Genomic DNA, 13,564 nt, shown 5'->3' with positions numbered 1-13,564 from the left:
GCGCAGCGCAATGATCATTCGACAGCCGGTGCACGTGCGCTGCGGCTCCCGCCCGACTCGAGCCGGTACAGGCTCACACGAGCCCAACCGCGGCAAATGGATCGATACTGCTGCGAGCTTCTGCCATTTCGCTGACCAGATAAGCCGTCAACATGGAAGCGTTCTGCCCTTAGCAGGCCTACCTGTCGATTAGCTGACGAGTGTCGCTGCAGAACACGCAGTTCGCTCCACTGTTGCCACCAGCGACCGAAGCAGGTCCACCTTGCGGGTGAGCCGGTCAAGCTTCGCAAAGACCAGCTTGGCACCGATTGCCTTGGCATGTGAGAGGGCCGCCGCGAGCTTGGGGGGTCGGAGCGCCTGCCGCTCTCGGTTTCCACGTACTCGGCCGCTACCACCGCCCATCCGGGCAAATCCACCAGCCGGAGCGAACTCAGGACTGGGTAAAACCTGGGGGCAAAGTCAACGGCAGCCAAGAAGTTTCTGGCAAGTTTGCAATAGCGAGTTGCAACACGCCTGAAGTCCTTGAGCCGGCAGAAACAGCGCTCGATAACATTGCGGCCTTTGTAGTGCGTCTACTGAAGCTGTGGAGGGGCACCCTGTTGGATTTGTTTGGAATGACAGGCTTCGCGCCGCGGCTGACGATTTCGGCGCGAAAGCCGTCGCCATCGTCCAAAAGGACGGCCCTGCGGCAATATCGGCGTCTTGGCCTGGAGTGAGATGAAATGCCCAAGGTTTGCAATCAGGGTCGCTCAGCGCGTGGATTTTCGTGGTCCGGCCACCGCGCGAGCGGCCGATCGCCTGTTCATGCTCTCCCTTTTCTGCCGACCGAAACGATTATAGATCGTCGCGTAAGGACCATAGTCGGACGGGCAGTCGCGTCAGCGCGAGCCTCACTGAAGAATGTGAATGGCACCGCTGATGATGCGTCGATCGTCATCGCGCGCCGGGCCGGTCTGGTTCGTCGGCAGATGCGGCTGTAGCTGAGCCCACTGCTGGTCGTCGAGCCGGAACAGTCCTTTGCGCATCGAAGTCCTCCGCACCGAATCAGCTCGGCGCGAGGGAATCAGAGTTCGCTAATTAGGTGCAGACCCCTAGGGCGCCTCGTGCATTAATCCTGCTTGGTGCGGCTTACTCGATGTCCGCTTTTCCCGATACGACCAAATACCGCAGCGTAGCGAAATGACGCGATGGGCCAACAGGCGACACAGCAGGTTGGCTGAGTACGAAAAGCCGCAACTGAGGCTTTGCGGCTCCGAAACGTGTTCAGGACTACGGAGAGCCAACGACCTTCTGCTCGTGGCCATCTCCGCGCGCGGCACCGCAGGGTTGTGGTCGCCCGCGGCCGCACGAAACGGCCCGTTGCTGGGAGTGTCAGCTCAGCAGCTCGACGCTGCCGGTGTCGAGCCGATAAAGACCGCCGACGACCTTCAGCTTGTTCTGCTCAACTGCCGCGTTCAGAATCGGGGTTGCCGATTTCAGTTTGTTGACGTTGTCCACCACATTTTGCCGAGTCGCGTTGGCGAGTGCATCCCCGCTTTGCTGCGATGACGCCTTGACCGCGGGCGCAAGTGCGGCGATGAGGGACGGGATGTGCCCCGGCGGCGGCTTGTCGTCTTTCAGCGACTGGATGGTAGCATCGACGGCGCCGCAGCGGTCGTGGCCGAGCACCAGGATCAGCGGCGTATTTAGTACCGCAGCGGCATATTCCATGCTCGCGACCGTGTCATCGTTGGCGAAATTGCCTGCAACGCGGCAGACGAACAGATCGCCAAGTCCGCTGTCGAATGCAAATTCGGGTGCAATACGCGAATCGGCACAGCTCAGGATCGCCGCATGTGGATTTTGCCCACCGACCAAGACTTCGCGTTCGTGCTTAAAACCGTGGCACCGCGACGCGCCCTGGACATAGCGTGCATTGCCTTCCATGAGTCGCTTCAGTGAAGCGTCCGGCGAGAGCACGTTGTCGGGCTTGGGTGGTGCTTTCGCCTCCTTCGCGTCAGCAATCCTGTCGCCAAGCAGCACGCCAACCGCCGAAGCAGCGAACAACATTAGGGAACGCCGAGACGGCGCGAGCAGGTGAGGTAGATTCGGGGAGCAGTTTTCACACATATTTTTCCTAGCCTGTGCGGTTTACAACGTCTGCGTCAAGTGCGCTTGAAATGTGCTTGTAAGGTGTATGGATTACGAGAAAACGTCCCGCGTGGCGAGCGGGTAGGTGGGCTTAATGCCCGCACTGGACAGATGAACGCTCAATGGCATCGGCCCCCGTGTTTGCGCGAGAAACGCGCCGCCAGCAGATTGCTTCGGGTCATTCTCGACCGGGTCGAGCCAGCACAAAGGCCGGCAATATCCGTTATGCCACAAAGCGGAAGTAAATTCGGAGCATTTGCGCCACCGCGACGGGCCGTTGTGGGTTGATCGCACTGCCGTGACTCCCGAACCGGAGTCTCGAACCATGCGCGACGAACTCAGTAACTGACCATGGGACACGATAAAGAAATCCGCGTCGCGATCGCGAAGAAGGATGCCGACGCGTCGCTGATCATGCGGTTGCATTACAGTAAGACGGTCAACAGTTCATTCCTCGCGCTCGGCGTCTTTATCCGCGGGCCGGCTGGAAGGCGTGATGGCATTTGGCCCGTCGATGGATAAAAGCCACATCCAAGGGCTGGTGCGCGATACGCCATGGAATGGATTCTCGAGTTGAACCGGCTGGTGTTCTTGGAAGCATTTCCGCGCAATAGCAGGAAGCCGCGCGCTCTCGATCGCACTGCGGATGATCAAAAGGCATTATCCGCATATCGAGTGGGTGATCTCGTTCGCCGATGGGTGCCAGTGCGGCGACCGGACGATCTGTCGCGCGGCTGCCTTCGTGCTGACCGGGATTAAGTTGAACAAGAGCTTGCTGCTATTGCCCAACGGATCGATCACGCACAAAATGACGCAAGTGACAGGCAAGAAGCGCGCGGCTCATTTCACCAACACTGGCGGGCTCATGGTCAGGCCGGGGCGTGCCGCTCGACGGCCAACAGATGCGATATATCTACTTTCACAAACCCGAGGCGCGTGCGCAGCTAACCGGCAGAGAAATCCCGTATGCGGAGATCGAGCAGCGTGGCACGGGCATGTATCGCGGTATTGCGCGTGGGCAAGCAGGCGATGGCGAGGTCCCTCGGCACAGCTGCGCGGCAGCGGCGACCGCCACGCCCAGTGAGTTGATCTGGGCAATGCCCGCGCTGAAGTTCTTGGCGATGAATTATGAGAAGACGCCTTCAACCTGGACGTCGCCGCCACCATTGGGTGGAAAACTGGAATTTTGGCGTCGTTCCTCGCGAATGAATCGGCTCAAGGGCCTTAAGACCAACCGGAGTAAGCCTATAAGAAGAGGTAGTTGAAGTACTGCTGCTTGCACGGCGCCTCACTTCTCAGTCGGTCCGGAAGGACCTGTATCACTGATGCCCGGGCGACTTATAAGCCGGAAGAAGTGTGGAACGTGGAGCGCTAAGCATGACGACATCGTCTTCTTGCTCTTGGCCGATTTCCCGTTGCCGCTGCCGGTCCGGGTCCCCCTTCTCATAGCCAAGGTGATCGCTCAGCTCCGCACCAAGCGCCTCAATCAGCGTCTTTCTTCAGCTGCCTTAAAAGCCCGTCCGTACCTGTGAGGTCTTTAGGCTTTTCATAGTTAGCAAGCAGTAGTCCAGTAGTTCAGGGTGTAAACGTCGTGTCGGTCGTCATGTGAGTCTTCTCGGTAAGGTAAACTCACAGAAACCTGCTTACACGTTCTTCTGATACCCTCTTGAGCCGGCATTAATTCGGCCGAAAGCAGGAGATCAAGCAGTCTTCGTTAGCCGACTGACCTTGGCAACTCACTCGCTCGACTTCGACCAACGATTCCTTCAACATGAGAATGCAGGTCTCAGCCCCAGCGGCATGGCCCCAACGCCGGCAATTGGTATCTCGGGCTGACCCAAAAACCAGCTGTCCATCTGGCGCCAGCATCTGCACCAACTTGCGGACAGTCGCACGCATGTCAGCCACGCCATCAAGGTAGTAGAGGACTTCGGCCAGTACGATCAAATCAAACCGCTCGGCGGTCGAAAACTGCTGAACGTCCGAAGCCATCCAGGTTATGTGCGACCACCGTTTCGTCCGCAGGCGAGCTCGAGCAATGGCTTGCGGCATAACGTCGATGACTGTGAGCCGTTTGCAATGAGGTGCTAGTATTTCCGTAAATGCGCCGGCCGCGCACCCGACCTCGAGGGCGTGTGAAATCGCGCCTTGCGAGAGCGATAGCCGAAGAATTTGCGAGTGACGCTCGCGTTCGAATGGATTGCCGTCGAGCCTCCACGGATCGTCGCCGGCTAGTTCCTGCTCTAGCGATTGATGCTTGCTGTCCGAACTCATGATTAGCCTACCTACTGATAATGCACGATCGGGTGCCCGTGCCGATGCTGTCAAACGAGACCAGCCTCGAAGAACTGCGCGAAAGCTCCGCCACCGTGGGTCTACCGACCATGAAAAGCCTCCAGTCCAGCTTTTCGTAGACCTCATGAGCACACCTCTTCAGTCCCAATCCAGTACGGCGCATACCAGGACGCAGCTGGCCATCATCCCTTCGCGCTTGCGTATCGTCCAGCAACTGTGTTGAAACCAACAAGTCGTTTCACGCGCATTTTCCTGATTGATGCTTGAGTTAGCCGGCGTCTGACTATGGGGATTGCGGCAAAATTGGTAAAATCTATTGTTTTGATAGAACGTATCCATTCCGATAATGGTCCGCGAAGAACGCGTTCGCGTTAAGCGCATGATGAGCCGTGACGTAGCAGCACATCCTGAGCAGCCCCCACGACGTTGGTCCCGCGAAGTTCCTCGCCGGACATCGAATACCTCGAAAGCTCACGTCAGACGCAGAGCTGGACGCGCATCGAACACTGTTCGCGGCGAACGGGATCGAGCCGATGCCACTGCTTGATGAAGGCCAGCGGCGGCTCCTCCGATGATCGCGTCAGTTAACTGCTCGACACCATCCGATATTGGGTAGCCTGAAACGCAGGCGCCCATCAAACATCACTAGAGCTAGGTTCGGAATGCTCGAGAGGAATCCGAGTCGTGCAGCGTTTCGGCTGGTGCCCGGATAGAATTAGGTGTGGCATAACTAAGTAGAAGGAGGCGAGGTGATAAGTCAATTCGTCAGAGTTCTGACGTTCGACAGGCGACACGAGCCGGGTGCCGCATGACTAGAAGTGAGAGGATCAGACAAACGACCGAAAATGCGATGTCGTCACGTATCGTGCCTCGATGGACCCGGAAATCTATGCGAACTGTCGATGCAGCGCTTCGTGGCAGTCTGGAGCCTTCCATGCCGCTCGGAAGCTCGGCCTCGGGCATCAGAGCGACCGCGGCAATACGACTTGATGTGCAAAGCGAATTATTTCATGCTAGACGCTATGTCGATCGGGCGCACGTCTTTCCGTCACAATAACGCGAGCTTGGCGAGCTATCGGCGTGGCTGGGTGGACGAGGCCGTGGCTGCGATCGAGGCCGACCAGTGCCGCACTGCCGATACGCACCTAATTCGGCTGATCGTGCCGGCTCTCGCCGGCATTGACATCTATTTGAAGGACGAGTCGACTCATCCGACCGGCAGCCTGAAGCACCGATTGGCTCGCTCGCTGTTCCTCTACGCGCTCTGCAACGGACAGATTCACGAGGGCACGCCAGTTGTCGAGGCCTCGTCGGGGTCCACGGCGGTGTCAGAGGCCTACTTCGCGCAGATGATCGGCGTACCTTTCTATGCCGTTATGCCGCGGACGACGTCGGCCGAGAAGATCGCTGCGATCGAGCATTATGGCGGCAAGTGCCATCTGATCGACGACGGCCGCGCGCTCTATTCCGAGGCAGCGGCGCTCGCCACCCGTCTCAACGGACATTACATGGACCAGTTCACTTTCGCGGAGCGGGCGACGGATTGGCGCGGCAACAACAACATCGTCGAGTCGATCTTCACCCAGTTGAAGGGCGAGCCGCGCCCTGTGCCGGACTGGATCGTGATGGGCGCCGGCACTGGCGGCACCTCGGCGACCATCGGGCGTTATTTGCGGTATCGTCAGCTTCCAACGCAGCTCTGCATTGCCGATGTCGAGCATTCCGCCTTCTTCGACTGCTTCCGCTATCAGGACCGCTCGCGAACTTGCGAGCGTCCCTCGCTGATCGAAGGCGTCGGCCGGCCGCGCTGTGAGCCATCCTTCGTTCCGAACGTGGTCGACCGCATGATGAAGATCCCGGATGTTGCGACGATCGCGGCTATGAACGTGCTGTCGCGTCGCCTGCGCCGGCCGGTCGGCGGCTCTACCGGCACCAACTTCTTGGCACTGTGCCGGCTGGCTTCGGAGATGTGCAGCGCCGGCCGAGCGGGATCGCTGGTGACGCTGATCTGCGACTCCGGCGAGCGCTATCGGCAGACCTATTACAAGCCGGAGTGGCTAAAGGCGCGGGACATCGATCCTACGCCCTATGAGGCCGAGTTGATACTTTTCCTGGAAGCCGGGCATCTGCCCGGCTTCCCGATCGCAGACGTGACGAATCCGTTGAATGCCCGAGGTGCAGCAGGACCACGCTGATCGAAAATTACGCCTCGTCTGCACGGCGTCAGATTTTTCAAATCGCATCGGTTTGGTAGGCGAGTGCCCGTTGTTTCGGGACCAATCAAAGTGTGGCGCATCCGACGCAATTCTAACGGGGGCCTCCACCTTGGTGAGTGACGCTCTATAGCTGGGCTAAGTGTGCATCTCGTAGTTCTTGCGCGCATTTGTTGCAAATGTGAAGCGACGAATAACGCTCTCGCAAGTCGTTGAATTACGAGCTCTCACTCTTCTTTGCACCAACTGGTTTGACACGCGCATTCGCGGGGTAAGCGTCTGGGCTCTCATCGCGGAACTCGCATTCCATGACCCGTTAGAATTCGGGCAGGGGGGATCTCGTAGAAGACCCCCGATGCATCCTGGGCTTCACAGCTGCGCTTGACCCGTAGCTGGAGGCGATCGAGCGTTGATACCCGAGCTCTACGAAATGTGCGTCAAGGCCAGTCAGGAGCATGATGGAGGAAAGTGTATCAGTGTTGATGCTTCAAGGACACCCGTCCATTTAACGACAACTATCGAGACGAGTTTCCTTTCGGCACTGTCGACGCACATCTCAACTTCAGTAGATCTATCACACCCACGCCAGCGGCCGACTGGAGACAATATCCGGGCCAAGCAAGCATTGGCCGCACCTAGAATGACACAACTTTATCGATTCCTTAGGTTGTGTTTCTTTCTCGACGCAGTCCGAAAGTTCAGAGACGAAAAGGAAATCCGGCAAGTTATGCGTCGACTTCATCCATTGGGTGAATGAACCGAATTACGACGGAGATCATGGGGTCGGCATCGCGAGAGAGCTTGCCGAGGTTGCTTGGCGCGAGAAGATAAGGCGCGCCGTCCGCTTCGAACAACGGCACCTTCCGACCGAGAGCAATAGATATGCGGCTTTCGCTGTTGGCACGTGTTTTGAATGTCGGACCCTACCAGAACAGCTCAATGGGAGACGGGGTGATAGGTTATAAGATCGTGTGAAAGATCGTTGGTCATCTGCGATCTCAACGTGCGACATTTGCTAACCTGGACGCCGATGCATCCGACGAAAGCCTGTGTCGTGTATCCTTTGCTTTCGTTCAGAGCCATTTGTCCTGCACACTTGTAACTCTGACGCCTAGATTGAGACCTGGAATCACATATGCGAGCGGAGTCGAACATCAAATGTGCGAACTCAAACAATCGCGCAAGCACCGTCTGGACAATTGTGCTCGGCTTTGCCGCCGATCCGTTGATGCGGTGGAGTTGGCCTGACGCAAGGCGATATATTCAGAGCATGCCTCAGTTCATCAACGCCTGTGGCGGACGAGCATTCGAGCATGGCACAGCGTACGTCACGGGAGGGATTCGCGCCGCGGCGCTGTGGCTCCCTCCCGGCGTGCAACAAGATGAGGCTGCGCTGGACGAAATCATGGCGCAATCCCTGAGCCCGGGGATTACCGAGGATATGGCACACCTGCGGCAGGGAATGGCCGAGCATCATCCGCCCGAGCCACATTGGTATCTGCCTCTCATTGCCACCGATCCCAACTGGGCCGGACAAGGGCTTGGCACATTGCTGATGAAATACGCTCTTCAACGATGTGATGAGGAGGGCATTACCGCGTACCTCGAAAGTTCAAATCCCGAGCACATTCCCTTTTATCAACGCCACGGCTTCAAGGTCATTGGTGAGATACAACATGGCTCTTCGCCGCCGCTCACGCCAATGTTGAGAACGGCTTAGCTAACTCGAAGCGTTGGTCCAGCGCTTTGGGAGCAGCCAGGAAGCCGTGCTGCGGCCGCTGCTGACGCTCGGTCCCACGACCCAGGATTCTGTGACAGCAAGCGCGCTGATTTCCAGAAGATCTACGCCCAGCTTGACGCACAGAAAAACCGTTGGAAGGCGGCCCAAGCATCATTACCTGGCGCTGAGTCAGCTCGGTCCCATGTTTACCCAGCTTATTTTCAAGGCTATCACGATCGATACTTCACACTGCGCGATGGCGCGGGTCTGTTCAGTATGAATGTTACGACCGTTGCTGTAATGGGAAAGGCGGCCTTTGGCATGGCAGGATAAACCGGAATGGCCAAAGAACATTTATTGCATCGATACGAGTGCGCTGATTGCCACATGGTACGAGCGCTATAAACCGAAGCGGACGCTTTCAGTCTACCGGGTGCTAAAGGCCCATGACCTGATCACGGCCCGCTGGCTTCGGATTTCGGACGTCAATAGGCACTCTAGCGCGAGAGGCCCGTAACTACATCCCGTGTCGAGCGGCCTGCGTCGACAGGTGCTCCGCCTCGGCAAGCGGATAGCGTGGGTGGCCGCTAAGCACTGTGCTCAACAAGGACTTACAGAACGCAGGCGTAAGCTTGCCGCGGTGGACCACGACGTTCTCGTGACCCGTCGCAGCCCGGGCGTTCTGCCACTGCCGATTGTAGCCGCGCTGTTCATTGGACTTGACGTGGCAAGCGGCGAACTCGGCGTCATCTAGCGTCGCCAATTGCCGCGCAAGTACCGGCCGGTTCGTATGGATGTGCACCCACATCGGACTCGGCATTGCACCATTGCTCAGCGCCTTGGGTTGCAGCTTGAACTCAAACAGCGTCCCTGGCTCGCCCTTTAACGGGCGCGGTAGATCCGCAGGCGCCAACTCCTCGGCCGCGCGCAAGTATTCAAGGTACTTCTGCGACGGAAAGGCGTAGGTCTTCATGCAATCAATGATAGTCGTGGCCTTTCGCTCGTTCGCAGCCTTGGCCACCCCGTTCGCCTGGGACAACATCATGTTGAGCCGGACTATTTTGTCGTGCACTTCGGGCACTTGCGCAGCCGTGAGTAGGCCGCTTCGACGAGGCTCGTCCAACGCGGCCACACAGGCCTGCATCTCGGCGGCCTTCATCTGCAGGCGCTCAACCACGGTGTCTACGACGTGGTCGGCGTCCTCGGGTTTCATCTGGCGCGCTTGCGAGACGGCCCTTTGCTGTCCAGCCAGATCGAATTGCAAAAGTTCGTCCAAGTGCTTGAGTAGTGGCGTCAGTGCCTCAATCGACGGCGGGGCCTGCCAGGTAGCTAAGTGTGCCGCCGCCGACGATGACGCCCTTTGCGCCTCCTCCGCGCTCACCAGCTTCTTCGTACCTAAATCCGAGAGCACGAGAACTTTGGCCGCTGGCGCTGCGGTCTTGTCGGCCGTAGCGACCCGTGGCTGCATCCTCCCGGCCGCCGAACTCCCGGCGCCCTCAGCCGGCGTGCGCTTGCCTTTGCGCTTCCTGCGCGTTGTTGTACCCTCGGCCACTACAGCCCTGCCGGTAGTGTTAGCCGGTATCGCAGCCCCAGCATCGGCCGGCGGTGTAATAATGGCTGGGGTCTTCGGCTGCAGTGACAAGAGGCGCATCACCTCATGCGCCGTGACCCACGCGCCTTCCACGATCTGGCCCAACAGTTCCAATGGGAGGTCGGCGCCTGTTCCGAGAGCGCTTAGCTTTCCAACGACGTCGTGCAACGCCAACGCAAATTCCGAAAGGCGCTCCATGACGCCTTCCAGAACGGCGCAGGGCTCTGCGTCGAGCGCGCGTCCTCCGCTTTTTAGAACAGCGCCGTTCGTCGAGAGGAATGCCGGAAAAAAATCCTCGATGAAGGTTCCCAGCAGACGCGCCCCCCCGTTCTCAGCCATGAGGATGTTCCTCACGGCTGGTTCGAACGTGCTCGCCAGCGGCTCAATCATGACCTGCGCGAGAGCGACCCGCGATTGCAGATGCATGCACTTCATATACAGTGCCCAGCCGGTGTGCAGCCGCAGTGCGTCCTCTTGGGCCTGCTGCATCTCGGCCGTAGTACTTGGTAAGTTGGTGGTGGCGGCGCAGACCGACTGCATCCGTTCCGAGCGCAATGCCTTCTTTCCCCACCACTCCATGCACGCCTCATGGCGGTTCGCCACACTGGAAACCGCTCGGCGCAGCTGGTCGGGGGAAGCATTGGATTTGAGGATCAAGTCGAGCGCGCCGGCTGCTTTCTTCCGGCGCTCCTCCAAGGCGGAGATAGTCCGTTCGGCCAGTATGTTGCATTCGTCCGCCGCATCGAGCGCCTCGTCCCGGAGTCGGCGAGCCTGATCGTCGGACAGAATGCTACGCGCTACATGCGGGGGCAGGCTCGCGCGGTACTCCAGAACTTTTGAGCTTGCCTCGACGAGTTGATCGATCAGCTCTTGCGCCTCCGACGAGTCCTGCGCTTGCATGGCCGCCTTACGGCAAGCATCAAGTTCCTCAAGCAGGCGGTCCATTTGTCGCTTTGTTGCCTTGATCTCATCGCCTGTCGAGGAAATGGGGGCTGCGATACCCGAAGTGCGCGGCTGGCTGGTGACCGACGCCGTTCTATCTTGGGGCTCAGAGCGCATCCCCTCCACGACGGAATCGAACCGTTGGCTGCCTTCCTCAGGGGCAAGACTTGACTCCGAGCGCGAACTGCTCAATCCCCACGTGCTGTCAGATCCATCAGCCCCAACGTGCGATTTGCCAGGTCGGCCAATGCCCGTCATATTTCCAACCTCCGATACAGGCGAGAATGCGCAGGCTATCTAGGTAGAGGGCCTGGCTGACAATTAGCTGACGGAGGGCATTCTCCCGGGTGTACAAAAAAAGTCCGAATCACCCAGGCGTCCAAGTCCATGGAAGATGCGGGTTGCTAGTCTCCCGAACCATAAGTTCGCAATCGTAGCTTCGTGTCGCTGTGCGAAAGAGCGCTGGCAACAGCGACGGACGTCTGATCGCGGTCCAGCCACTTGCGCCCTTGATACAAAGCGATGACGAGCGTGCCGAAATGAAGTCGCTGACAATGCAGCGATAGAACGTGCTAGCGCTGGCTCTGAGAGCCCGGATCGTGCTGACCTGCGCGGAGGGCGGTCAGAACTAGGAAGTGGCGGCCACCTGCACACGCAGACCGTAGGCAAATGGCAGCGTCGTTTTGTGAAGCGGCGCGTGGCCGGGCCGCACGACGAGCCGCTTTCTGGGGCGCCGCGCACGATTGACGATTCTCAGATCGAAGCGGTGGTCGTGCGGACGCTGGAGAAATGCCCCCGAAGGACGCCTCCCATTGGAGTTCGCGCGACATGGCGAACGCCAACGACCCTTCGGTGTCGACGGCGCAAGGCATCTGGCGAGCCTTCGGACTCCAGCCGCACCGGCTGGAGACGTTCAAGCTCTCGACCGATCCGAACTTCGTGGCCAAAGTGAGCGACGCTCGTGAACCTTTACGTCTCGGCGCCGTGTGGATGAAAAGTCCCAAATCCAGGCGCTAGGGCCTGTTGGGATTTTAGGATTCTCATCGGGGCTCGGTTGTGATCCAAGCTTCGGATGGAACGAGATCGACGTCCAATTGACGAAGATGGAACCGCTGCGTCTCGGCAAACCGAGCGATCTCGGACGGAGCGGCAAGGATAACGGATGTTTGTCGAGGCGGTGTCATGGATCGCGCGCCCGGGCGTCCTTCGCGCGCGCTGCCGCGCGCTTTCGGCCACTGGAGTAGCGTGTACACGTTTCCGCGATTGGGTGAAGGCGGACGTGTGGAAACGCCTGTTCGACTCGGCTCGGACGAGCCGGACGTGAGATACGCCATGGTCCTCAAGGTCCACTGCCACCTAGCAAGCAGTTGTCCAATAGTTCAGGCTGTAATCGTCGTCTCGGTCGTCATGTGAGTCTCCTCGATAAGGCAGACTCACAGAACCTGCTCGGATGTCCTTTCTGACACCCTCTGGGCGCATCGGCGAGCGGGCACTCACCGAACCTATGGTGAGCTGCCCCGAGAGGATTTCGCAAGCTGGACCATAGCCGCTCGATTTGCCGGCTCTCGATGAGAATAGCCGGCGCGCTCTTTTGTCCAACCAGCAAAACCAACGCCTAGCGCGGGTGAGGGCCGTGTAGGCGATGGGTCCTCTCGAGTAACCGGAAGTATGCATGGCGAGACATTACCATAAAACGGGTATTGTGACCCACTGGCAATCCGGTCTCGTTTCGCGTGATCTATCTTCTTCGGACCAGTCTACATGAAGTCATCGTCGTCCCAATCCGGCGTGATATTTCGAGCGCGCTGGGCCCCTCTGGTATCACTGCCGCTAATGTCAGTAGCTTTAAGATACAATGGAGGCTTGTTTTTCCGCTGCCATTCACCGTCATCATTCTTCGTCCACTTGTTAGGATGCTTGGTAGGGTCAAGCACCATCATCGAGTCACTCACCTCAACAAAACCCAACGCCCGTGCGCGAGCCTTCGCTTCGTCATTGACAGCATGAGAGAGGAGCAAAGGCCGTTCGCCGTCGAGCCGAAGCTGATGTTCCAACAGAATGTCGCCTGCGTTCTCCACGAGGGGATGAGTAACCCGAAAATCTACAGTGGATGTGAGTTCGGTCCGTCCGGGAAACTGTTCCCGCCAGCGCGCGCGTGCCTTTTCGTCTTTGAACACATCACTCATGCTAGCTCCGCCTTCCGTTCGGAGAAGTCCAACACTCTTGTTGCCTAACTGATAGCTGAAATAGCGTGCGTTTTCCGAGCCAGGTTTCGTGCCGTGGTCATGGGCAACTTGTGCTGTGCGTGCGGCCTTCGAGGATACGGGAAGCGAGTATATCCATGATTTCGCGGCGATATCCTCGATTTCATCGCCATAAAAGTCCTTCACATTTTGTTCGAATTCAGAACTTTTGAGCTCCACCACAGGAGGTCGGCGAACGAGCGAGTACGAGGGTGTTGCTTCCGACGAGCTAGCCCTAGGCGCCGCTATGTGCATCCCAGCAAACATGTCCGCAAAGCGTTGGCTGTCTGCATCAGATTGCGCGTGGTTGGTGGCGGATTGTCTAATTTCATCAGCGTCGGAAGCGCCGGGGTAGCTATTGATTCGGCCATACATGGTGATTGGGTTTCCTATCGGTGAAGTGTTCTCGTACTGAGTTCAGGCTCGTTGG

General features: G+C 58.4%; 8 protein-coding genes and 2 pseudogenes. 5 read left to right on the top strand and 5 right to left on the bottom strand.

Going from position 1 to position 13,564, the window contains the following annotated elements; all coding sequences use genetic code 11:
- Positions 1 to 452 precede the first annotated feature (452 nt).
- Together J6524_RS37880 and J6524_RS09245 are read right to left on the bottom strand one after the other, a co-directional pair.
- Positions 453 to 1,025 (bottom strand): annotated as a pseudogene (locus J6524_RS37880) (transposase); the annotation flags it as partial.
- A gap of 346 nt (positions 1,026 to 1,371) precedes the next feature.
- Complete coding sequence (locus J6524_RS09245) at positions 1,372 to 2,109, bottom strand: carbonic anhydrase (protein ID WP_225670049.1); 738 nt, start codon at positions 2,107 to 2,109, stop codon at positions 1,372 to 1,374.
- 372 nt (positions 2,110 to 2,481) lie between these two features.
- On the opposite strand from J6524_RS09245, the gene J6524_RS09240 reads away from it, so the two are divergent.
- Positions 2,482 to 2,652 carry a hypothetical protein gene (locus J6524_RS09240; RefSeq protein WP_225670048.1) on the top strand — a complete coding sequence of 57 codons (171 nt, stop codon included), beginning with the start codon at positions 2,482 to 2,484 and terminating at the stop codon, positions 2,650 to 2,652.
- Between the two features lie 88 nt (positions 2,653 to 2,740).
- The gene (locus J6524_RS38220; protein WP_446479900.1) at positions 2,741 to 3,214 is read left to right on the top strand and encodes a Mom family adenine methylcarbamoylation protein; all 474 of its coding nucleotides are present in this window, start codon (positions 2,741 to 2,743) and stop codon (positions 3,212 to 3,214) included.
- A gap of 593 nt (positions 3,215 to 3,807) precedes the next feature.
- On the opposite strand, the gene nodS is transcribed toward J6524_RS38220, so the two are convergent.
- Positions 3,808 to 4,404, bottom strand: coding sequence for a nodulation methyltransferase NodS (nodS, locus tag J6524_RS09230; protein WP_028350667.1), 597 nt, complete (start codon positions 4,402 to 4,404; stop codon positions 3,808 to 3,810).
- 1,031 nt (positions 4,405 to 5,435) lie between these two features.
- Between nodS and J6524_RS09225 the strand changes: the two genes are divergently transcribed.
- Together J6524_RS09225 and J6524_RS09220 are read left to right on the top strand one after the other, a co-directional pair.
- The gene (locus tag J6524_RS09225) at positions 5,436 to 6,620 is read left to right on the top strand and encodes a PLP-dependent cysteine synthase family protein (RefSeq protein WP_376711993.1); all 1,185 of its coding nucleotides are present in this window, start codon (positions 5,436 to 5,438) and stop codon (positions 6,618 to 6,620) included.
- 1,153 nt (positions 6,621 to 7,773) lie between these two features.
- Positions 7,774 to 8,358: a GNAT family N-acetyltransferase gene (locus tag J6524_RS09220; protein ID WP_225670047.1), complete on the top strand. Its 585-nt coding sequence runs from the start codon at positions 7,774 to 7,776 to the stop codon at positions 8,356 to 8,358.
- 517 nt (positions 8,359 to 8,875) lie between these two features.
- Here the strand turns inward: J6524_RS09220 and J6524_RS09215 are convergent.
- Entirely contained in the window at positions 8,876 to 11,149 is a 2,274-nt protein-coding gene (locus tag J6524_RS09215; protein ID WP_225670046.1) for a T3SS effector XopP-like protein, read from the bottom strand.
- A 630-nt stretch (positions 11,150 to 11,779) separates the two neighbouring features.
- Here J6524_RS09215 and J6524_RS09210 point away from each other — a divergent pair.
- Positions 11,780 to 11,907 (top strand): annotated as a pseudogene (locus J6524_RS09210) (IS630 family transposase); the annotation flags it as partial.
- Between the two features lie 741 nt (positions 11,908 to 12,648).
- Here J6524_RS09210 and J6524_RS09205 read toward each other — a convergent pair.
- Complete coding sequence (locus J6524_RS09205) at positions 12,649 to 13,509, bottom strand: Effector protein NopP (RefSeq protein ID WP_225670045.1); 861 nt, start codon at positions 13,507 to 13,509, stop codon at positions 12,649 to 12,651.
- Positions 13,510 to 13,564 lie beyond the last annotated feature (55 nt).

The organism is Bradyrhizobium hereditatis (genome assembly GCF_020329435.1).
Classification (GTDB): Bacteria; Pseudomonadota; Alphaproteobacteria; order Rhizobiales; family Xanthobacteraceae; genus Bradyrhizobium; species Bradyrhizobium hereditatis.
Note: the sequence above shows the minus strand (reverse complement) of the source record. Positions and strands in the feature narration are given on the sequence as shown.